A 20862-nucleotide genomic window follows, 5' to 3' on the forward strand; every position below is an offset into this window, starting at 1 on the left:
CCCCTCCCCATGACTTGACGCCTTGGCGGTTTCTCGCCAAGGTTGAAAGGTCAATAACGGTTGCCTAGCCAATTTATAAGAAAAAAAATTCTATAAATTGCGCGGCTAACCACATAAAACATGGGGAAACTAATGAAACACCTATTCACTACCTCTACTATTGCGGCCGCCATCACACTGGGTTTGGGCAGTACCACTGCGTTTGCGCAAACGCCTACCGTCAACGTGGCCACTGACCCAAGCTTTGTGCCTTTCGAAATGCTCGACCCCGAGACCGGTGAAATGATCGGTTTTGATATGGACATCATCAATGAAGTCGCTGATCGCGCTGGCTTTGACGTCAACCTCACCACCATGGAGTTCTCGGGCATCATTCCTGCGGTGCAAACCGGCAGCCAGGAAATTGCCATTGCTGGCACGACCATCACCGAAGAGCGTGCTCAGGTCGTTGACTTCTCTGATCCCTACTACGACTCCGGTCTGCAAATCATCGTACGTGCTGATAACGAAGAGGTCTCCTCCATCGAGGATCTCGAAGGACTGTCAGTGGCCACCAAAATCGGCTCCACCAGCTACGACTTCTTACAACAAGAGCTTGGCGAAGACGCCGATATCACGCCCTACCCAGGCACCGCTGATATGTACATGGCGCTGCTGGGCCGCAACGTAGACGCCGTGTTTTATGATGCACCAAACGTGGCTTACTTCTCACAAACCCGTGGCGAAGGTCGCACTAAAGTCGTCGGCCCGCTGTACGAAGGTCAGCAGTACGGCATCGTATTTCACAAAGGCAGCGAGTGGGTAGAGCCGACCAACGAAGCGCTGGCCGCTATGCGTGAAGACGGCACCTACGATGAGATCTACACAAAGTGGTTCGGTGAAGCACCCAGCGCTGAGTAATTAGCGCTATATGCCATAACCAACGCTTAAAGCGACTCTCACCACAGGGCTGGGCGGCCATTTACCCCCGGCCCTGTGTCGTTGTTCCCCTTGCCTGGAGATAACGCGTGGACGTTAACTTTCAGTTTGATTGGTCGGCTGCGTTCGGGTCGATCCCCTACTTGTTACCCGGTATTCCCTGGACGCTACTGATTTCATTTGGCGGCCTGGCGATTGGTTTTTTCATCGGTATTTTCTTTGGGTTACTGCGTATTAGCCCGGTACGCTGGCTGCGCTGGCCTGCGGTTGTGTATGTTGAAGTATTCCGCGGCACCCCTATTTTGGTCCAAGTGCTGTTTATCTTTTACGGCTTGCCGCAACTGTTGGGTGGGCCCATCAACGCCCTGGTAGCGGGTATAGCGGCCATTGCCGTCAACTCCGGTGCCTATATCTCTGAAATTGTGCGCGGCGGCGTTCAGTCCATCGAGCGCGGCCAGCGGGAAGCATCGCTATCGCTTGGCCTCTCTCGGGTGCAGGCGTTCCGCTATGTGATCTGGCCGCAGGCACTGCGCCGTATGATTCCACCGCTGGGTAACCAGGGCATTATCAGTATCAAAGATACCTCGCTTTTTTCGGTTATCGGGGTCAGTGAGCTGGTACGCCAAGGGCAGATCTATATCGCCACCACCTTCACCGCGCTGGAGGTCTACTTCATGGTGGCACTGATGTATCTCGCCATTACCTGGACCCTCTCACTGGTGCTGCGCCAAATCGAGCGCCGCGGCCTCGCCGGACAATAAGGAGCGCACAATGACTTCTACTCAAACGCCCATTGTGCGTATGCAAAAGCTCCACAAGCACTTTGGCAGCCTGCACGTACTCAAAGATATCGACCTGGAAATTGTGCCTGGTGAAGTCGTCGTGGTCATCGGGGCCAGCGGCTCGGGTAAATCCACACTCATTCGCTGTATCAACGGCTTAGAAGAGTTTCAGTCAGGCAGCTTGGATGTGGACGGCAATACGCTGCTACCGAACGGTAAAAGCAGTCAGGCGCTACAAACCATCCGCACCGAAGTGGGCATGGTGTTTCAGCAGTTCAATCTGTTCCCGCATCTTAGCGTGCTCGATAACGTCACTCTCGCACCGATGAAGGTGCGTGGCTGGAGCCGTCAGGATGCCGAAGAGACTGCCAAGCGGCTACTTGATCGCGTAGGTATTGCCGACCAGGCAAATAAGTACCCCAGCCAGCTCTCCGGTGGCCAGCAGCAGCGTGTGGCGCTGGCGCGTGCGTTGGCCATGGAGCCGCGCCTCATGCTGTTTGATGAGCCAACCTCAGCCCTTGACCCCGAGATGATTGGCGAAGTGCTAGACGCCATGCGGGAGCTTGCCAAAGAGGGGATGACCATGGTGATTGTTACCCACGAGATGGGCTTTGCACGTGAGGTAGCCGACCGCATCATCTTTATCCATAAAGGCGAAATTGCCGAACAAGGTACCCCTGAGCAGCTCTTCGATTCCCCTCAACACGAACGCACTCAGTCGTTTTTAGCGCGGGTGCTCAAGCACTGATGCGCCCTCGATCTTTGCTCCATTCGGGGTAAACAGAGCACGAAAACAATTCACCCAATGGCCTGTCTTGCTGACAGGCCATTTTTTTTGCCTGTGGATACTATTTTTTACAAACACCCTCTTACATCGCTACAGCCCCCAGCATGAGCACCTCTCCAAGGGATACGGCCGTATCGACCGCCTTGTTCACAGCTACGGTGACAAGCACGGTATCTGTAGGTGGATAACCCGTTGCCAGGCAGAGCTGTGGGTAAGTTGATGTTTAATCCACAGCCCTGCCACCGTTTCTACGCAGGCACTCCGCGCTTTAATCACGCAAAGGTCAACAATTTAGTATATTGATAAATATAAAATAAATTGACTTATCAACAGATTTTGTCCACACCAGTAATTACTACATCAACAGAATTTCTCTTATTTATTTTTATTTTGTTATTAATAAAGACAGAACCCTTAAACCGGGGTGTGGAAAAACCTGACGGTTACCCACAGGAGGTTTATACTGGCGGGCTTATTCCATCAGCGCCGATATGCTGACCACATCATCCGTGCCAACAGGCACAAGACGAGGTGTCACTTGAACTACCCCGACCGCTTTGACGTGATTGTCATCGGCGGTGGCCATGCGGGAACTGAAGCCGCACTGGCCTCTGCTCGTATGGGCTGTCAAACCCTATTGCTAACCCACAACATCGAGACGCTTGGCCAAATGTCGTGCAATCCCGCCATTGGCGGCATCGGCAAAAGCCATTTGGTGAAAGAAATTGATGCGCTCGGCGGTGCAATGGGGCTAGCCACGGATTTAGGCGGCATCCAGTTTCGCGTGCTCAACGCACGCAAAGGGCCAGCGGTGCGCGCAACCCGTGCCCAAGCCGACCGTATCCGCTACAAAGCCGCCATTCGCGGGATGCTGGAAAACCAACCCAACCTGACAATTTTTCAGCAGGCAGCAGGTGATCTCATTGTGGATAACGACACCGTGCGCGGCGTCGTAACTGAAACCGGCATTCGCTTTCACGCGGAATCGGTCGTGCTCTCAACCGGTACTTTCCTCGGTGGCGTTATCCACATCGGGTTGGATCAAAGCCGCGGAGGCCGCGCGGGTGATCCGCCCTCCAACGCGCTGGCAGAACGACTGCGTGCGTTGCCGTTTCACGTTGACCGGCTCAAAACCGGCACGCCGCCGCGTATCGATGCCAAAACCGTCGATTTTTCGCAGTTGGAAGAGCAGCCGGGCGATACCCCAACGCCGGTGATGTCTTACCTCGGCTCGCGGGAGATGCATCCCCAGCAGGTAAGTTGCCATATCGCGCACACCAACGAGCGTACCCACGAGATTATTCTGGGTAACTTGGATCGCTCGCCAATGTACTCTGGCGTGATTGAAGGGATCGGCCCGCGCTACTGCCCCTCAATTGAAGACAAAGTGCACCGCTTTGCCGACAAATCGAGCCATCAGGTGTTCATCGAGCCTGAAGGCCTGGATACCCATGAGCTCTATCCCAACGGCATCTCGACCTCGCTGCCGTTTGATGTGCAGCTGCAGGTGGTGCGCTCGATCAAAGGGTTAGAAAACGCGCACATCACGCGTCCTGGCTATGCCATTGAGTACGATTTCTTTGATCCGCGGGATTTGAAACACTCGCTGGAAACCAAATTTATCCACAACCTGTTTTTTGCCGGACAGATCAACGGCACAACCGGGTATGAAGAAGCGGGCGCTCAAGGGCTACTGGCGGGCTTAAACGCCGCTCGCCGCGCTAAACAGCTCGACGCTTGGTACCCCCGCCGTGATGAAGCCTACCTCGGCGTTTTGGTAGACGACTTAATCACCATGGGCACCAAAGAGCCCTACCGCATGTTTACTTCTCGGGCGGAGTATCGACTGCTGCTGCGTGAAGACAATGCTGATCTGCGTTTAACCGAAAAAGGCCGCGAGCTAGGCTTGGTAGACGACACGCGCTGGGCAGCGTTTAGTCAAAAGCGCGAAGCCATCGAGCGGGAAACTGCACGCTTGGCCACCACTTGGGTGCAGCCCAATAGCCCGGCGGCGGAAAAAATCACTGAAAAAACCGGCAGGCCGCTACCCCGAGAGTACTGCTTAAGCGATTTGCTGAAACGCCCTGAGCTAACGTATGCCGATATTACCTCGCTCCCCGGTATGGAAAGCGGTGACGTACACGACGAAGCCGTGGCCGAACAGGTGCAAATTCAAGCCAAATATCAGGGCTATATTGATCGTCAGCAGGATGAGATCGATAAGCTTAAGCGTCATGAAGCTACGCCGCTGCCTGCGGAACTTGATTATCACCGGGTGGAAGGTCTCTCCAACGAGATTCGCCAAAAACTCAGCGACACCCGTCCAGAAACCCTTGCACATGCAGCCAGGATTTCTGGGGTAACGCCCGCAGCCATATCGATTCTGCTCGTGCATCTGAAAAAACGCCGCCTGATTACCAACGCCGAGGTGGCCAACGGATGAGTCGACTCCAGCCGCTGGTCAACAGCTTACCCAATGGCGTTGCACCACGACTTGATCAAGGCCTATCGGCGCTGGGAGTAATCATCAGCGCTGAACAGAGAGAGCAGCTGCTTGGTTTACTGGCGCTGTTGCACAAGTGGAACCGGGCTTATAACCTCACCGCAGTGCGTGATGTTGAAGAAATGGTCTCGCGTCACGTACTGGATAGCGCCGCCGTTGCTCCCTACGTTCACGGCCCAACGCTGCTGGATGTGGGGGCAGGGCCTGGGTTACCCGGCTTGGTACTCGCGATTATGAAGCCCGAACTTCAGGTGACGCTGCTGGATAGCAATGGCAAGAAAGTCCGCTTCCAGCGCCAAGCGGTGATGGAGCTGTCGCTGACCAACGTGACGCCTACTCAGGCACGGGTAGAGCAGTTCACCGGCCAGCACTTTGATCAGGTGATCTCACGTGCGTTTGCCAGTTTGGTGGATTTCGTGACGCTAACGCGCCCCCTGCCATCTGCAAATGGCCAGTGGCTAGCAATGAAAGGCCCCGGTGCTGATGACGAGCTGCGTAACCTGCCGGAAGGCATTGAACTCAGCGAGCGCCACCTGTTGAATGTACCCTTTGAAACGGCCGAGCGGCAGCTGTTGATCCTGACCCCAAAAGGAGTTGAGTAGTGAGCCAGATCATTGCCCTGACCAACCAAAAAGGCGGCGTGGGCAAGACCACTTCAGCCGTTAACCTGGCCGCCAGCCTGGCTGCTCTTGACCGCCGCGTACTGCTGGTGGACTTGGATCCACAGGGCCATGCCAGCATGGGCAGCGGGATCGATAAGTACGATCTTGAGAAAAGCGTGCTGGACGTGTTGCTTGGTGAAGCCAAAGCAGGAGAGGTTATCGTTCGCGGGCTGCCGGTTCACTACGATGTTCTACCCGGTAACGGCGACCTCACTGCAGCAGAAGTCGAATTACTGGATAGCGATCAGCGTCAAAGCCGCCTATCGCTCGCGCTCGCCAGCGTCGCGGACGATTATGACGTGGTGCTGATCGACTGCCCGCCGTCGCTGAATATGCTGACAGTGAATGCACTCACCGCCGCCCATGGCGTACTGATTCCGCTACAGTGTGAGTTTTACGCCCTAGAGGGGCTCTCGGCGCTGCTGGATACGGTGGAGCAGATCAAACAAAGCGTGAATCCTGAGCTTGCTGTCTCCGGGATTCTGCGCACCATGTACGATAAGCGCACCAGTCTCACCCGCGAAGTAGATAAGCAGCTACGCGATTTTTTCGGCGATGCGCTTTTGAAAACGACGATTCCGCGCAACGTGAAAGTCGCTGAAGCGCCAAGCCACGGCGTACCGGTCACCCAATACGCGCGTTTTTCGCGGGGTAGCCAAGCCTATCGCGTGCTGGCCAAAGAGATGATTCGGCGTCTGTCGTTGTAACGGTTGCCGCTGTAGCGTTCAAAGCACGTAACGTTAAAAGTACGAGGGAAAGCGAATGACGCGTAAACGCGCGCTAGGACGTGGCCTGGATGCCCTGATTGGTGCGGGCGCACGTCGTCGTGACAGTTTAGACCTGACCGGTGGCGCAACGCTTGAGAGCGCCGACGCCCCGATGCCAGACGTGGCGGTGGATGACGCAGATGACGCAATGGCTGAACGCCTGGAGCGTCTGCCACTTGGGCAACTGATGCGCGGGAAGTATCAGCCGCGCCGAGACATCCAGCCTGAAGCCCTGGAAGAGCTTGCCGACTCGATCCGTGCCCAAGGCGTGATGCAGCCCATCGTGGTGCGTCCGGTAGGTAAAGACCGCTATGAAATTATTGCCGGTGAGCGCCGCTGGCGCGCCGCGCAACTGGCCGAGCTGGACGTTATTCCGGCGGTCATACGCCATGTGAGTGATGAAGTCGCGCTGGCCTTAGCGCTGATTGAAAACATCCAGCGGGAAAACCTCAACGCGATTGAAGAAGCGATTGCGCTGAAGCGTTTGGGCGATGAATTTGAGCTCACTCAGCAACAGATTGCTGATGCAGTGGGTAAGTCTCGTACCCAGGTTGCCAACTTACTTCGTCTGCTGGCCCTCGACCCAGAGGTGCAAACCCTGCTAGAACGGGGCGATTTAGATATGGGTCACGCTCGCGCACTGCTCTCGTTAACCAGTGCACAGCAGCGCCAAGTCGCCCATGAAGTGGTCAATAAAGACCTTACCGTGCGCGACACCGAAGCGCTGGTGAAAAAGGTGCAAACCCATCAGGCGCCTGTATCTTCTGCCAAGCAGTCAGCCAAAACACCTGATGTGGCCCGCTTAGAAACCCATCTGGGCGAGCTTCTCGGCGCGCCTGTTTCGATTGATCATGGTCAAAAAGGCAAAGGCCGAGTCACTATTCGTTATACAAGCCTTGAAGAGCTGGATGGAATTCTAGCGCATATTAAATAGCACGCTAATGAAAGATACGGCCTATTTTTAGCCCTTTGGTCGCAAGTCGAGGCTGAAACGCGCGAATTCCGTGCAACTTCGGTTGAAGGTGTGATAGCGCTTCCCTATAATCGCGCAAGATTTGTGCAGGTTGGTGTTAAGTCACCTATCTGCCAAAGCAATAATGGCCGTTCATTTGACGTACTGGGGAAATATGCAGCGAATTGAGACCCAGCGACGTAAAGCGTACATCCTACGGTTGGCCATTATTCAACTGCTAGTGACGCTGATGGCTATGTTGCTTGCGTATTCATCGACACAGCTAGCGGGCGTGACCTCAGTACTGAAAGGCGCCCTTGTCGCATTGTTGCCACATGCCTTTTTTGTCTATCGGATGGGGTTTTTACATACGAACGTTTCTCAGCGGTCAGCGATGCTGCTGCGCGCCGAGGCAGGTAAGTTTGGTTTGACGGTGGCACTCTTTACAGCCGTATTTGTTGCCGTGCCCCCCTCAAACCCAGCTTTCTTTTTTAGCGCTTATGTCGCGATTGTTCTGACACATTGGCTGGCTCCATTGCTGATGCTAAGGCACCGCGCAACTAATTGAGGTGACATGTCTATGGCCGCAGGTAACGAAGTCTCAACGACTTACTATATCCAGCACCACTTGCAGAATTTAACCTTTGGTAAGCACCCAGAGAATGGCTGGTCGTTGGCGCACTCTGCTGAAGAAGCAAGTGAAATGGGCTTTTGGGCGATCCACTTGGATACCATGGGCTGGTCGATTGCCATGGGCTTGCTGTTCATTTTCCTATTCCGTAAAGCCGGTAAAATGGCGACTACTGGGGTGCCTGGCGGTTTGCAAAACGCCGTTGAGATGGTCTTCGAGTTCGTAGAAGACATGATTAAAGGTGCGTTCAAGGGGCACAATCCTATTATTGCCCCTCTAGCGCTGACGCTGTTCGTGTGGATTCTCTTCATGAACACGCTGAAAATCATTCCGGTCGATTACTTCCCGGTGTTGTTCAGCAAGTTAGGCGTCGATTATATGAAAATCGTGCCGACAACAGACGTTAACGCCACCCTAGGCTTAGCGTTGGGCGTCTTTGGCCTCATTCTCTACTACAGCTTCAAAGTGAAAGGCGTAGGTGGATTTGCCAAGGAGCTGTCGTTGACGCCGTTCAACCATTGGGCGCTGATTCCTTTCAACCTGTTGCTTGAAATTGTCGCTCTGCTGGTGAAGCCGTTCAGCTTGGCAATGCGTCTATTCGGCAACATGTTTGCGGGTGAAGTTATCTTCATTCTGATTGCCATGCTGCCGTTCTGGGCAATTTGGCTGTTGGATGTGCCGTGGGCGATTTTCCATATTCTGATCGTTGTCCTGCAGGCATTCATTTTTACTGTTCTGTCCGTCGTGTACCTCAGTGCTGCTCACGAGCATCACTAAGCGCACCGCTTGCGTGAGATTAACCCTTAACCTTAACCCTCAACCTTGCACTTAAACTTGAAAAACTAGGAGCATTACCATGGAACTTATCTACATTGCTGCCTCCATCATGATCGGCTTGGGCGCTTTGGGCACCGGTATCGGTTTCGCTATCCTCGGTGGCAAACTGATCGAGTCCACTGCACGTCAACCTGAGCTGGGCGACCAACTGCAGACCAAAACCTTCCTGATGGCCGGTCTGCTGGACGCCGTTCCGATGATCGGTGTTGGTATCGCGATGTACCTGATCTTCGTTGTTGCCGGTTAATGATTGCATCGCCGAGCGGCTAACCCGCTCGGTTTTGTTTCACTCCGGTCGCCACGAATTTGTCAGAGGTACATCCCTGTGAATATCAACATGACGCTTATCGGGCAGACGATCGCCTTCGCGATCTTTGTCTGGTTTTGCATAAAGTATGTGTGGCCTCCGATCAGCAACGCGCTTCACGAGCGTCAAAAGAAAATTGCTGATGGCTTGGACGCAGCTAGCCGTGCTACCCGTGATCTTGAGCTAGCTCAAGAGCGTGCTGAACAGACGCTACGCGAGAGCAAGGAACAGGCATCTCAAATTCTCGAGCAAGCGAATAAGCGCTCTGCCCAAATGATCGAAGAGGCACGTGAACAAGCGCGTGCTGAAGGCGAACGTTTAGTGGCTAATGCTCGGTCAGAAATTGAGCAAGAAATTAATCGCGCGAAAGACGAACTGCGTGCACAGGTTTCCCACCTTGCGATCGTAGGCGCTGAGCGTGTTCTTGAAGCCTCTGTTGACGAGAAAGCGCACCGCGACTTGCTTGATAAGCTTGCCGCTGAACTGTAAGGAGGTGACCCATGGCGGAACAATCTACCGTCGCTCGTCCTTACGCCAAAGCGGCGTTTGAATACGCGCGCGATCACCAAGCGCTTGACGCTTGGTCGCAGGCACTGGCAATGGCGGGATCAATCGTCATCGATCGCCAAGTTGCTGGCCTGCTAGGTAGCCCCAAACTCAGCAGTGAACAGAAAGTGTCGTTAGTAGCAGACATACTGGGCGACAACGCAGACGATGCGTTTAAACGCTTTCTGACCACCTTGGCCGATCAGCGTCGCTTAGCGGCGTTGGATGCTATTGCTGACCAGTTTGAACACCTTCGCGCAGAGCATGAACAGCGTATCGACGTCACTGTGGTTTCAGCTTATAAGCTGGACAGCAAGCAGAAGACCAAGCTAGGCAACGCGCTCAAGAAACGTCTAAATCGCGAAATCTCCATTACTACTCAGGTGGACAAGTCGCTTATCGGCGGTGTCATCCTGCGTGCCGGCGACACCGTCATTGACGGGTCGGTGCGTGGTCGATTGAACCGGCTTTCCGAAGCGCTGACCGCTTGAGTCTGAGGGACATGGCATGCAGCAACTGAATCCTTCCGAGATCAGCGACATCATCAAGCAGCGAATTGAGAAGCTTGACGTCGCATCCGAAGCCCGTAATCAGGGCACCATCGTCAGCGTTTCCGACGGTATCGTGAAAATTCACGGCCTCGAAGACGCGATGTTTGGTGAAATGATTGAATTCCCCAACAGCATTTTCGGCATGGTACTGAACCTGGAGCGTGACTCCGTCGGTGCTGTTGTCCTGGGTGACTACCTGCAGCTTGAAGAAGGTATGACCGCTAAATGTACCGGTCGTATCCTTGAAGTACCGGTAGGTCCTGAGCTGATTGGTCGTGTTGTCGATGCGCTGGGTAATCCCATCGATGGCAAGGGCGGTATCAACGCTAAAATGACCGACGCGGTAGAAAAAGTAGCGCCCGGCGTTATCACCCGTCAGTCCGTTGATGAGCCGATCCAAACTGGTTTGAAATCTATCGATGCCATGGTGCCAATCGGTCGTGGTCAGCGTGAGCTGATCATCGGTGACCGTCAGATTGGTAAATCTGCCATTGCCATCGATGCGATCATCAACCAGAAAGGCAAAGGCGTGACCTGTGTCTACGTAGCGATTGGTCAGAAGCAGTCGACCATTGCTAACGTTGTTCGCAAGCTCGAAGAGCACGGCGCGTTGGAACACACCATCATCGTCGCTGCAGGCGCTGCCGATCCGGCACCGATGCAGTTCCTGGCCGCTTACTCTGGTTGCACCATGGGCGAGTACTTCCGTGACCGTGGTGAAGACGCACTGATCGTGTATGACGATCTTTCCAAGCAGGCCGTTGCATACCGTCAGGTATCGCTGCTGCTGCGTCGTCCGCCGGGCCGTGAAGCTTACCCGGGTGACGTTTTCTATCTCCACTCACGTCTGCTGGAGCGCGCTGCGCGTGTTAACGCTGACTACGTTGAGAAGTTCACCAACGGTGAAGTGAAAGGCAAAACCGGTTCCTTGACCGCACTGCCGATCATCGAAACACAAGGTGGTGACGTATCGGCGTTCGTTCCGACCAACGTTATCTCCATCACCGATGGTCAGATCTTCTTGGAAACCAACCTGTTTAACTCCGGTATTCGTCCGGCGATTAACGCAGGTCTCTCGGTTTCTCGTGTAGGTGGTGCTGCGCAGACCAAAATCATCAAGAAGCTGGGTGGCGGTGTTCGTCTAGCCCTGGCTCAGTATCGTGAACTGGCGGCGTTCTCGCAGTTTGCCTCTGACCTTGATGAAGCGACGCGCAAGCAGCTCGAGCACGGCCAACGCGTGACCGAACTGATGAAGCAGAAGCAGTACTCGCCGATGTCAGTGGCGGAAATGGCGCTGTCTCTGTACGCCGCTAACGAAGGCCACCTGGACGACGTGAGCGTCGATAAGGTGCTGGACTTCGAACGTGCTCTGCACGATTACATGAAGTCTGAGCACAGCGAGCTGCTCGATAAGATCAACCAGACCGGCGACTACAACGGCGAGATTCAGGACGGCTTGAAGTCAGGTCTCGAGAAGTTCAAGGCGACTCAGAGCTGGTAATGTCCGGCCCGCCTGCGGGTGGGCTTGCATGCTTTCTGAGAGCCACGAACGAAAGGTAGATCGCTATGGCAGCTGCAAAAGAGATACGCACCCAGATCGGGAGCATTAAAAATACGCAGAAGATTACCAGTGCCATGGAAATGGTGGCTGCATCGAAAATGCGTAAAGCGCAAGATCTGATGAAGGCTGGCCAGCCGTACGCCAAGCAGATTCGTAACGTGGTAGGCCACATTGCCGACGCAAACCCCGAGTACAAGCACGACTATATGGTCGAGCGTAACGAGGTAAAGCGTGTTGGTTACATTGTGGTCTCCACCGATCGTGGCCTGTGTGGCGGCTTGAACGTCAACCTGTTCAAGGCAGTGGTGAAAGACGCCGTTGCCTGGAAACAGCAAGGCGCTGAGCTGGACTTCTGTGCCCTCGGTTCGAAAGCCGGTGCTTTCTTCCGTAACTATGGCGGCAACTTGATTGCGGCCAAGAGCGGACTGGGGGAAGCACCGACCGTCGAGGGTCTGATCGGTAGTGTCAAGGTCATGCTCGAAGCGTATGACGAAGGACGCCTGGATCGTCTGTACGTGGTGTATAACGAGTTCGTCAACACCATGACCCAGCGGCCCGTCGTGCGTCAGCTTCTTCCGCTGTCGCCTGACATGGGCGATGACGCTAAGCATGACGAAGAAAACGCCCGTCCCGGAAGCTGGGACTACCTGTATGAACCGGATGCCAAGGCGTTGTTAGACGGCCTGTTGGTTCGATTCATCGAATCGCAGGTGTATCAGGCGGTAGTCGAAAACGGTGCGTGCGAACAGGCCGCCCGAATGATCGCTATGAAGAGTGCCACTGATAACGCGGGCAACCTGATCGACGATCTGGAGATGGTGTACAACAAGGCCCGTCAGGCCGCCATCACCCAGGAAATTTCCGAGATCGTCGGCGGCGCTTCAGCCGTATAACGCCAAGGGAGCCTGCCATCGCTAAGGTGGCTCCCGGCAAACAGGTTTCATTTGCAGGTTTTTGAGAGGAACCAAGATGAGCGGACGTATCGTACAAATCATCGGCGCGGTGATTGACGTAGAGTTTCCGCGGGACTCTGTGCCCAAGGTCTACGACGCGCTGAAGGTCTCCAACGTTGAGACCATCCTCGAAGTCCAGCAGCAGCTGGGCGACGGCGTAGTACGCGCCATTGCCATGGGCTCCACCGAGGGCTTGAAACGTGGCTTGGACGTAACCAACACAGGTGCCGCGATTTCCGTACCGGTCGGTAAGGAAACGCTGGGTCGCATCATGAACGTACTCGGCGAGCCGATCGACGAAGCAGGTGAGATCGGTGAGCAAGAGCGTATGCCGATCCACCGAAAAGCGCCGAGCTATGCCGATCAGGCAGCGTCTAACGAGCTGCTCGAGACCGGTATCAAGGTCATCGATCTGGTCTGCCCCTTCGCGAAAGGCGGTAAGGTTGGTCTGTTCGGCGGTGCGGGTGTTGGTAAAACCGTTAACATGATGGAGCTTATCCGCAACATCGCCACCGAGCACAGCGGCTACTCTGTATTCGCTGGTGTCGGTGAGCGTACGCGTGAGGGTAACGACTTCTATCACGAAATGACCGAATCCAACGTTATCGATAAGGTAGCGCTGGTCTACGGTCAGATGAACGAGCCGCCCGGTAACCGTCTTCGCGTGGCGCTGACCGGTTTGACCATTGCGGAAAAATTCCGTGATGAAGGCCGCGACGTTCTGCTGTTCGTCGACAACATCTACCGTTACACCCTGGCCGGTACCGAAGTATCCGCCCTGCTGGGTCGTATGCCGTCTGCGGTAGGTTATCAGCCGACGCTGGCCGAAGAGATGGGCGTTCTGCAGGAACGTATCACCTCGACCAAAACGGGCTCTATCACTTCCGTACAGGCCGTTTACGTCCCGGCGGATGACTTGACCGACCCATCGCCAGCCACCACCTTCTCGCACCTAGATGCGACCGTGGTACTGGCGCGTTCCATCGCCGAGCTGGGTATCTACCCCGCGATCGACCCGCTGGACTCCACCTCACGTCAGCTGGACCCGCTGGTCGTCGGTGAAGAGCACTACGACGTAGCGCGTGGCGTGCAGAACGTTCTGCAGCGTTACAAGGAACTGAAGGACATCATCGCGATTCTGGGTATGGACGAGCTGTCTGACGAAGACAAGCTGGCCGTTGCCCGTGCGCGTAAGATCCAGCGCTTCCTGTCGCAGCCGTTCTTCGTGGCCGAGGTCTTCACGGGCTCGCCCGGTAAGTACGTGTCGCTGAAAGACACCATTCGTGGCTTCCAGGGCATCCTCGCGGGTGACTACGACGATCTGCCGGAACAGGCCTTCTACATGGTCGGCTCCATCGACGAAGCTGTCGAAAAAGCCAACCAGATGAAGAAGTAATCCCGTCCATTAGGGGGATTCGCTATGGCGAATAGCTTCACTTGCAATATCGTCAGCGCAGAAGCATCCATCTTCTCAGGTAAGGTTGAGCAGGTGATTGCTTCCGGGATGATGGGTGACCTCGGCATTTTGCCGGGGCACGCCCCGCTGCTGACCGAGCTTCAGCCGGGCCCGATCCGCGTGATCCACGATGATGGCAAGGAAGAGAACTTCTTTGTCTCTGGCGGCTTCATGGAAGTCCAGCCAGATGTCGTGACGATCCTGGCAGACGCTGCGGCGCGTGCCAGCGACCTCGACGAGGCCGCTGCCGAGGAAGCGCGTCAGCAGGCGCTGAAAGCCTTTAACGAGAAGTCAGCGGAGCTGGATTATACCCGTGCTGCCGCTGAACTTGCCGAAGCCGTTGCACAGCTGCGAACGATTCAGCAGCTGCGTAAAAAGGCGGGTAAAGGCTAGTTAGACGCTCTGCGTAATCAAACGCCCCTTAAACCCGATTCAGGGTTTAAGGGGCGTTTTTTTTGTCTGTTAATATGCGGGTGAGTCATCCCAGAGTTGAACGTCTCAGGAGCGAGCGATGGCGCTAAACGAAGAAGCCTTACAGGCGTTGAAGACCGAGCTTCTCGATGAGCTGGTCAAGGAAGATCCCAGTAAGTCGCAATTGGCGGAACGCCTCGCCGAAATCCGCTCGGCTGATATTGGCGAAGTGCTCGAAGAGCTGATCGAAGAGGATGAGGAGTTAAGCGCCGCTTTGACGGTGTTGGACATTCTCTCCACCGAGCGAGCCGCCAATGTGTTGGGCTATCTACCCAAAGAGAGCCAGCTCGAGGTGGTGGGAGAGCTGTCCGATAGCCAGGTGCTCAAACTGCTCGAAGAGATGGGCTCCGACGAGCGGGCGGATTTGTTCAACCGGCTTGGGGAAGACCGTCGCGAAGCGCTGTTGCGTCGTATGGCGCACCAGGAGCGCGAGGATCTCAAGCGCTTGGCGAGCTATGAAGAGGGCACTGCCGGCGCCATCATGACCTCTGACTATGTTGCCATAGCCAGTGGCATGACGGTGTCACAAGCAATGATGCGCGTGCGCCAAACCGCCCCTGATGCGGAAACGGTCTACCAGCTTTACGTGCTGGATAATGATGGCCATCTGATCGGCACCATGTCGCTGCGTCAACTGATGGTCGCGCGCCCTGGGGCGTTGGTGGATGACATCATGATCAAAGATGTCATCAAAATCCCTGTGGATAAAGCGCAGGAGGAGGTGGCGAGAATTGTGGCTCGGTATGACTTACTGGCGCTGCCCGTGGTTGATGCCGATGGCCGTATGGTAGGCATCGTGACTCACGATGATGCCATGGATGTTGCTGAGTCAGAGGCCACCGAAGATATCCACAAAGGGATGTCCATCGGGCAGTTAGAGGATGGCGTGAGCCGAGTACCGCTGTGGAGCCTTTATCGCAAGCGGGTGTTCTGGCTGGTTCTGCTGGTGTTTGCCAACCTCTTTTCAGGGGCCGGCATTGCCTATTTCGAGGACACCATCGCCGCGCAAGTGGCGCTGGTCTTCTTCTTACCACTACTGATTGGCAGCGGTGGCAATGCGGGGGCGCAGGCAGCGACGCTGATGGTGCGTGGCATGGCCACTGGAGATGTGGGCGTAAAGGATTGGAGCAAGATGCTCGGACGTGAGCTGTTGGTGGCGGGATCATTAGGGCTGACCATGGCGATTGCCGTTGCCCCGATTGGGATTGTGCGCGGCGGTGAAGCGGTGGCCATCATCGTCGCGCTCAGTATGGTGACCATCGTGCTGTTTGGCAGCTTGATCGGCATGTGTTTACCGTTCGTGCTGGAGCGCTTCAACGTGGACCCGGCCACCGCGTCTGCGCCGCTGGTGACCACGCTCATCGACGCCTCGGGGGTGCTGATCTATTTCAGCATTGCCACCGCCGTGCTGGCCAGCGCCTAGCCGAACCTAGCGCATGGCGCTGCTGGCAGCACGGGTGATGAACATGACCTCCACATGACCCAGCCACTCGATGTCGCTGGCGAGCGCCTTGAGCTGGCTCGCCAAACACTGAGGCGGCTGGTGAACGGCGTCGCCAATAATCAGCGATACCGATACCTTATCTTCTAAGTAGTGGAGCTGTAGCTCGTTCAGCGTGCGCCATACCGGATGTTTGTACCAGCGCTCGTTCAGCGCCGCTTCCACTTCTGGACGCAGCGGCAGGCCGGGCAAGCGGCTGGGGTCGCCTTCACCGGCGTCATCTTCTGGGTCAACGTGGAAGATAACATCTGTGAGCAAAGGAAACTCGTGGCGCAAACGGCGGCTCACTTCATTACCGATTTCATGAGCTTCCGAGACGGTAATTTTAGGCCCCACCACCACATGCAGATCGACCATCACCCAACCTGCCGATTGACGGGTGCGCAGGTCGTGCACGCTATCCACGCCGGGGACGCTACACGCCACGTCATGCATCTGCTGCTGTACTGTTTCGGGGAGTGCGGTGTCGACCAGTTCGCGAGCGGACTCCCACAACAGGTCTAAACCCACTTTACCGACCATCAGGCCAACGATAATGGCGGCCACAGCATCTAGCCAGCCCAAGCCAAACTGTGCGCCTACTAAAGCCACCAGCACCACGGCGGTTGAAAGTGCGTCGCTGCGCGAGTGCCAAGCGTTGGCTTCTAAAAGCTTGGATTTCAAGCGTTTCGCGACCCGCATGGTGTAGCGAAAAATCCACTCTTTGCTAATCAGTGCCAGTATGGCGATGACGATCGCAAGCGCCCCCGGGGCGCCCACTTCTGTGCCGCTCAACAGGCGATCCACGCTTGACCACGCAATACCCCCCGCCACGAAGATTAGGACGCTGCCTAATAGCAGCGTGGTGAGGGTTTCGATTCGGCCATGGCCGTAGTGGTGGTCGTTGTCGGGCTCCTGGCGGCCATAGTGAATGGCTGCCAGCACGAACCCATCGGTCACAAGATCAGAGAGCGAATGGATACCATCGGCAATCAGCGCAGCAGAGCCGACAAAAAAACCAACGGCGACTTTGATAATGCTCAGCAAACCGTCCAGCCAAGCGCCGATATAGGTTACGCGCTTAGCCTCTTGGCTATCTAACTCGCGATTGGGAACCACTGGCGTTTCTACGGTCTGAGTCATGAGGTACCTGCAGGGACGCATACTTCCAATAGACGCCCATTGTAGCTTACCGCCGGGCAAGCTCTATACCCTCTTGTGCATTCTCAGGCGTTACCGGTGCGGACAATGAAAGTTGGGATGTGTATCCTAAGCGCCGCTGCAGGTGAGACGACCTCATTTCATAACGCAACACAGAACATAGACAGGACGACCTATGGATTGGCTCCAAGTGGTAGTATTGGCGGTGGTGCAGGGGCTCACTGAATTTCTTCCGATTTCCAGCTCCGCTCATCTGATTTTGGTGCCGGTGCTCACCACCTGGGAAGATCAAGGTCTCGCGTTCGATGTGGCACTCCACTTGGGTAGCTTGAGCGCCGTCGTCCTCTATTTTCGCCAGGAAATTTGGCAAATGATCGCCAGCAGCCTCACGGCGGTAAGAGGCAATGGCGTCAATGAGGATGCGCGTCTAGCGTTTTGGGTAGTCGTGGCCACCTTGCCGGTGTGCATCGTCGGCTTTCTCCTCCATGACCTGATCGCAGGCTACATGCGCTCGACGCTGATCATCGGCCTTAGCCTGATAGGGTTCGGCTTACTGCTAGGCTACGCCGACTGGAAAATGCGCGGTACCCGCAGCGAGTATCAGTTGACGCTAAAAGACGCACTGATCATCGGCGGCGCTCAGGTATTAGCGCTGATCCCCGGTACGTCGCGCTCGGGGATCACGATGACCGCGGCGCTGATGGTTGGCATGAATCGAGAAGGCGCCGCGCGCTTCTCGTTTTTGCTCTCGATTCCCGTCATCGTGCTCGCCGGTGGCCTCGAAGCGGTGAATCTCGTCAAAGCGCCTCACTCGATCGACGTACCCGCTATGCTAATAGGGGTGCTTTTATCGGGTATCAGCGCCTTCGTGTGTATTCACTACTTTCTCGTCGTAATCAAAAAGCTGGGGATGCAGCCGTTCGTGGTATACCGCGTGCTGTTTGGTGCCTGGCTACTCTGGTTTTTTCATTTCTAACCCGCGCGTTCAATGAAGGACATCGGATGAAAGGCTATCAAACTGCGTGTAGGCGACTGGGCGTCGTGGCGCTGGTGGGCGTTTTGCTGGCGGGCTGTTCAGAAAATGATCGGCCGCTGGAGTCACCAGTGCGCTTTGAAGGCGGTATTTTTGGCACCTATTATCAAATTACTCTGGTCGACCCGCTGACGCAGGGCGAAGCCAATGCTTTGGAAGAGGGCATATTGGCCGAGATGGAAGACGTTGACCAAGCGATGTCGACCTACCGTGACGATTCAGAACTAGTCGCCTTTAACGACGCGCCGCTCAACGAGTGGCAGCCGCTCTCTAACGAGCTGATCGAAGTGCTGGCGATAAGCCGCTCGGTGTCGGAAGCAAGCAAAGGGGCGTTTGATATCACCATTGGCGATGTGGTGAATCTATGGAGCTTTGGTCCCGAGGCACGTCCCGAAGAGGTGCCTAGCGAGGCCGAGTTAAGCGAGCGCATGGCCACGATTGGGTTCGATGCAGTCGAGGTGGATACCCAGCGGATGCAGGCGCGTCGCCTCCGGGATGTATTTGCCGATCTCTCTGGCGTCGCCAAAGGCCACGCTACCGATCGCGTGGCGGCGTATCTGGATCAGCAGGGCATCGATAATTACCTGGTCAATATCGGTGGCGGGCTGATTGCCCGTGGTTACCGGGACATCGAAGATCAAACGCCTTGGCGTGTCGGCATTGAAGTGCCGCAAAGCGGGGTACCGGAAGCGCAACATGTGATTGCGTTGGAGGGCATGTCGGTGGCTACCTCCGGTGATTACCGTAACTACTTTGAAGTCGATGGTGAGCGTTTCTCGCATCTTCTGGATCCGCGAACCGGTCAGCCCATCAAGCATCGGCTAGCGTCGGTATCGGTGTTCCACCCCTCCAATGCCTGGGCCGATGCTTGGGCCACGGCGCTCACCGTCGTGGGGACCGAGCAGGGTATGCAGCTGGCCGTCGAAAACAACCTCAATATTTTGATGTTAGTACGTGAGGGGGAGCGTTGGCGTAGCTTGGCGAGCCCCGCCTTCGTCAACTATTTCGGTGATGCGCTGATCGATGAACTGGGCATCGAGCCCTGGACGGCCTCCTCAGCGAATCGCCAAATGCAAACAGGTGAATGACATGCACGACCTCGATATCGTCATCTTAGCCGCAGGTAAAGGCACACGGATGCGCTCTCAGTTGCCCAAAGTACTGCACACGCTAGCGGGTAAGCCCATGGTAGAGCACGTACTGGCAACGGCCAGTGGCCTGAACCCGAGTCGTACCCACGTGGTGATTGGCCATGGTGCTGACCAACTTCGCGACGCGTTGGCGGAGTATGATGTCTCGTTTGCACTGCAAGAAGAGCAAAAAGGCACCGGACATGCAGTGGCTCAGGCGCAGCCTCAGTTGGGCAGCGGTATCGTGTTGGTACTGTATGGCGACGTGCCGCTAATTCGTCGCGATACGTTGGCCGACCTGCTGGCCAAGGTGGATGAGCAGCACATGGGCCTGCTCACCGTCACGCTGGAAGACCCCAGTGGCTATGGGCGTATCGTGCGCGATGCCGAGGGCCACGCCGTGGCGATCGTCGAGCAGAAAGATGCTAATGAGGAGCAGCTGGCGATTAACGAGTGCAACACCGGCATCATGGCCATGACCAGTGCCCAGTTGAAGCGCTGGTTGCCCCAGCTATCAGCGGAAAATGCCCAGGGCGAGTACTACCTGACGGACGTTATCGCCATGGCAGCCAGCGAAGGCGTCAAGGTCGCCACGGCGCAGCCCCATAACGCCACCGAGGTAGAGGGGGTCAATAACCGCTCGCAAATGGCCCGCTTGGAGCGTGCTTACCAGCAGCAGACGGCAGAGACGCTCATGGCCCAAGGCGTTGCCTTGGCTGACCCAGCGAGAATTGATGTGCGCGGTAAGCTTACCTGCGGCCACGACGTCTTCATCGACGTAGGCTGTGTTTTTGAAGGGGACGTCGAACTTGGCGAAGGCGTGCGGGTGGGCCCCTACTGCATTATCAAAAACAGCACCATTGGCGCAGAGAGTGAGATTCACAGCCACAGCGTGATCGACACGGCCGTGGCGGCGGGTCTTAACCAGGTCGGCCCCTACGCACGGCTGCGTCCTGGCACGCGCTTAGCCGTGAAAGCCAAGGTGGGCAATTTTGTCGAAACCAAAAATGCCGACGTGGGTGAAGGTAGTAAAATCAACCATTTAAGCTACGTGGGTGATGCGCGCCTGGGGCGCGATGTGAACGTGGGCGCGGGCACCATTACCTGCAACTACGATGGCGTGAACAAACATCGCACCGAAATTGGCGATAACGCCTTCATCGGCTCCAACACTGCCTTAGTGGCACCTGTCACGGTAGGTAAGGGTGCCACTGTGGGCGCTGGTTCCACGATTGCAAAAGATGTGACTGAGTATGCATTAGCGGTCACCCGCAGCCGGCAGCTAGAGAAGCCCGACTGGCCGCGCCCGGTTAAAAAGGTTAAATAAACGTATTAGCACGTTGGATTACACGGCGTGAGAGCGCCTTAGGAGAA

The 20862-nt window shown here is 55.8% G+C and carries 21 protein-coding genes; 20 read left to right on the forward strand and 1 reads right to left on the reverse strand.

The window, feature by feature from the left end; all coding sequences use genetic code 11:
• Positions 1 to 132 precede the first annotated feature (132 nt).
• The 17 genes from AC13CN_RS09580 (at position 133) to mgtE (ending at position 16107) form a co-directional block, all read left to right on the forward strand.
• A complete protein-coding gene (locus tag AC13CN_RS09580; protein ID WP_062361052.1) occupies positions 133 to 900 on the forward strand; it encodes a transporter substrate-binding domain-containing protein in 768 nt (255 codons plus the stop codon).
• Between the two features lie 107 nt (positions 901 to 1007).
• The gene (locus tag AC13CN_RS09585) at positions 1008 to 1679 is read left to right on the forward strand and encodes an amino acid ABC transporter permease (protein WP_054640716.1); all 672 of its coding nucleotides are present in this window, start codon (positions 1008 to 1010) and stop codon (positions 1677 to 1679) included.
• Between the two features lie 10 nt (positions 1680 to 1689).
• The gene (locus tag AC13CN_RS09590; protein WP_054644921.1) at positions 1690 to 2448 is read left to right on the forward strand and encodes an amino acid ABC transporter ATP-binding protein; all 759 of its coding nucleotides are present in this window, start codon (positions 1690 to 1692) and stop codon (positions 2446 to 2448) included.
• A 577-nt stretch (positions 2449 to 3025) separates the two neighbouring features.
• Positions 3026 to 4930, forward strand: a complete 1905-nt coding sequence (gene mnmG / locus AC13CN_RS09595) for a tRNA uridine-5-carboxymethylaminomethyl(34) synthesis enzyme MnmG (protein WP_253556801.1) — start codon at positions 3026 to 3028, stop codon at positions 4928 to 4930.
• Positions 4927 to 5592 (forward strand): 16S rRNA (guanine(527)-N(7))-methyltransferase RsmG, encoded by a 666-nt coding sequence (gene rsmG / locus AC13CN_RS09600; RefSeq protein WP_253556800.1) that lies wholly within the window; start codon positions 4927 to 4929, stop codon positions 5590 to 5592. The genes mnmG and rsmG overlap by 4 nt, the downstream gene beginning before the upstream one ends.
• On the forward strand, positions 5592 to 6359 hold the full coding sequence (locus AC13CN_RS09605; RefSeq protein WP_044628598.1) for a ParA family protein: 768 nt from the start codon (positions 5592 to 5594) through the stop codon (positions 6357 to 6359). Before rsmG ends, AC13CN_RS09605 begins: the two co-directional genes overlap by 1 nt.
• 55 nt (positions 6360 to 6414) lie before the next feature.
• Entirely contained in the window at positions 6415 to 7353 is a 939-nt protein-coding gene (locus AC13CN_RS09610) for a ParB/RepB/Spo0J family partition protein (protein ID WP_253556799.1), read from the forward strand.
• 193 nt (positions 7354 to 7546) lie between these two features.
• On the forward strand, positions 7547 to 7939 hold the full coding sequence (locus AC13CN_RS09615) for an ATP synthase subunit I (protein ID WP_172515150.1): 393 nt from the start codon (positions 7547 to 7549) through the stop codon (positions 7937 to 7939).
• A gap of 12 nt (positions 7940 to 7951) precedes the next feature.
• Positions 7952 to 8779, forward strand: a complete 828-nt coding sequence (gene atpB / locus AC13CN_RS09620) for a F0F1 ATP synthase subunit A (RefSeq protein ID WP_172515718.1) — start codon at positions 7952 to 7954, stop codon at positions 8777 to 8779.
• 79 nt (positions 8780 to 8858) lie between these two features.
• Positions 8859 to 9086, forward strand: a complete 228-nt coding sequence (gene atpE, locus AC13CN_RS09625) for a F0F1 ATP synthase subunit C (protein ID WP_038479860.1) — start codon at positions 8859 to 8861, stop codon at positions 9084 to 9086.
• 78 nt (positions 9087 to 9164) lie between these two features.
• The gene (locus AC13CN_RS09630; protein ID WP_054640721.1) at positions 9165 to 9635 is read left to right on the forward strand and encodes a F0F1 ATP synthase subunit B; all 471 of its coding nucleotides are present in this window, start codon (positions 9165 to 9167) and stop codon (positions 9633 to 9635) included.
• An 11-nt stretch (positions 9636 to 9646) separates the two neighbouring features.
• Positions 9647 to 10183, forward strand: coding sequence for a F0F1 ATP synthase subunit delta (locus AC13CN_RS09635; RefSeq protein ID WP_213262504.1), 537 nt, complete (start codon positions 9647 to 9649; stop codon positions 10181 to 10183).
• A 16-nt stretch (positions 10184 to 10199) separates the two neighbouring features.
• A complete protein-coding gene (atpA, locus tag AC13CN_RS09640; RefSeq protein WP_074211249.1) occupies positions 10200 to 11744 on the forward strand; it encodes a F0F1 ATP synthase subunit alpha in 1545 nt (514 codons plus the stop codon).
• A gap of 65 nt (positions 11745 to 11809) precedes the next feature.
• Positions 11810 to 12697 carry a F0F1 ATP synthase subunit gamma gene (gene atpG / locus AC13CN_RS09645; RefSeq protein ID WP_089675879.1) on the forward strand — a complete coding sequence of 296 codons (888 nt, stop codon included), beginning with the start codon at positions 11810 to 11812 and terminating at the stop codon, positions 12695 to 12697.
• A 76-nt stretch (positions 12698 to 12773) separates the two neighbouring features.
• On the forward strand, positions 12774 to 14153 hold the full coding sequence (gene atpD, locus AC13CN_RS09650; protein ID WP_058577336.1) for a F0F1 ATP synthase subunit beta: 1380 nt from the start codon (positions 12774 to 12776) through the stop codon (positions 14151 to 14153).
• Positions 14154 to 14177: 24 nt separating this feature from the next.
• Entirely contained in the window at positions 14178 to 14606 is a 429-nt protein-coding gene (locus AC13CN_RS09655; RefSeq protein WP_089675878.1) for a F0F1 ATP synthase subunit epsilon, read from the forward strand.
• 118 nt (positions 14607 to 14724) lie between these two features.
• Complete coding sequence (gene mgtE, locus AC13CN_RS09660; protein WP_172416705.1) at positions 14725 to 16107, forward strand: magnesium transporter; 1383 nt, start codon at positions 14725 to 14727, stop codon at positions 16105 to 16107.
• 6 nt (positions 16108 to 16113) lie between these two features.
• Here mgtE and AC13CN_RS09665 read toward each other — a convergent pair whose 3' ends face one another.
• Positions 16114 to 17307 (reverse strand): cation diffusion facilitator family transporter, encoded by a 1194-nt coding sequence (locus AC13CN_RS09665; RefSeq protein ID WP_044628608.1) that lies wholly within the window; start codon positions 17305 to 17307, stop codon positions 16114 to 16116.
• 193 nt (positions 17308 to 17500) lie between these two features.
• On the opposite strand from AC13CN_RS09665, the gene AC13CN_RS09670 reads away from it, so the two are divergent.
• The 3 genes from AC13CN_RS09670 to glmU are packed head-to-tail and all read left to right on the forward strand — an operon-like array spanning position 17501 to position 20815.
• Positions 17501 to 18301, forward strand: a complete 801-nt coding sequence (locus tag AC13CN_RS09670) for an undecaprenyl-diphosphate phosphatase (RefSeq protein WP_044628609.1) — start codon at positions 17501 to 17503, stop codon at positions 18299 to 18301.
• 26 nt (positions 18302 to 18327) lie between these two features.
• Positions 18328 to 19446, forward strand: a complete 1119-nt coding sequence (locus AC13CN_RS09675; protein WP_253556798.1) for an FAD:protein FMN transferase — start codon at positions 18328 to 18330, stop codon at positions 19444 to 19446.
• 1 nt (position 19447) lies between these two features.
• Positions 19448 to 20815 carry a bifunctional UDP-N-acetylglucosamine diphosphorylase/glucosamine-1-phosphate N-acetyltransferase GlmU gene (gene glmU / locus AC13CN_RS09680; RefSeq protein ID WP_044628611.1) on the forward strand — a complete coding sequence of 456 codons (1368 nt, stop codon included), beginning with the start codon at positions 19448 to 19450 and terminating at the stop codon, positions 20813 to 20815.
• Positions 20816 to 20862 lie beyond the last annotated feature (47 nt).

Source organism: Vreelandella sp. L-25 (genome assembly GCF_056857535.1).

Coding starts and splice junctions, on each gene's coding strand:
- AC13CN_RS09580 (WP_062361052.1), top strand. CDS start 133: ATGAAACACCTATTCACTACCTCTACTATTGCGGCCGCCATCACACTG.
- AC13CN_RS09590 (WP_054644921.1), top strand. CDS start 1,690: ATGACTTCTACTCAAACGCCCATTGTGCGTATGCAAAAGCTCCACAAG.
- rsmG (WP_253556800.1), top strand. CDS start 4,927: ATGAGTCGACTCCAGCCGCTGGTCAACAGCTTACCCAATGGCGTTGCA.
- AC13CN_RS09610 (WP_253556799.1), top strand. CDS start 6,415: ATGACGCGTAAACGCGCGCTAGGACGTGGCCTGGATGCCCTGATTGGT.
- AC13CN_RS09615 (WP_172515150.1), top strand. CDS start 7,547: ATGCAGCGAATTGAGACCCAGCGACGTAAAGCGTACATCCTACGGTTG.
- atpB (WP_172515718.1), top strand. CDS start 7,952: ATGGCCGCAGGTAACGAAGTCTCAACGACTTACTATATCCAGCACCAC.
- atpE (WP_038479860.1), top strand. CDS start 8,859: ATGGAACTTATCTACATTGCTGCCTCCATCATGATCGGCTTGGGCGCT.
- AC13CN_RS09635 (WP_213262504.1), top strand. CDS start 9,647: ATGGCGGAACAATCTACCGTCGCTCGTCCTTACGCCAAAGCGGCGTTT.
- atpA (WP_074211249.1), top strand. CDS start 10,200: ATGCAGCAACTGAATCCTTCCGAGATCAGCGACATCATCAAGCAGCGA.
- atpG (WP_089675879.1), top strand. CDS start 11,810: ATGGCAGCTGCAAAAGAGATACGCACCCAGATCGGGAGCATTAAAAAT.
- atpD (WP_058577336.1), top strand. CDS start 12,774: ATGAGCGGACGTATCGTACAAATCATCGGCGCGGTGATTGACGTAGAG.
- AC13CN_RS09655 (WP_089675878.1), top strand. CDS start 14,178: ATGGCGAATAGCTTCACTTGCAATATCGTCAGCGCAGAAGCATCCATC.
- mgtE (WP_172416705.1), top strand. CDS start 14,725: ATGGCGCTAAACGAAGAAGCCTTACAGGCGTTGAAGACCGAGCTTCTC.
- AC13CN_RS09665 (WP_044628608.1), bottom strand. CDS start 17,307: ATGACTCAGACCGTAGAAACGCCAGTGGTTCCCAATCGCGAGTTAGAT.
- AC13CN_RS09670 (WP_044628609.1), top strand. CDS start 17,501: ATGGATTGGCTCCAAGTGGTAGTATTGGCGGTGGTGCAGGGGCTCACT.
- AC13CN_RS09675 (WP_253556798.1), top strand. CDS start 18,328: ATGAAAGGCTATCAAACTGCGTGTAGGCGACTGGGCGTCGTGGCGCTG.
- glmU (WP_044628611.1), top strand. CDS start 19,448: ATGCACGACCTCGATATCGTCATCTTAGCCGCAGGTAAAGGCACACGG.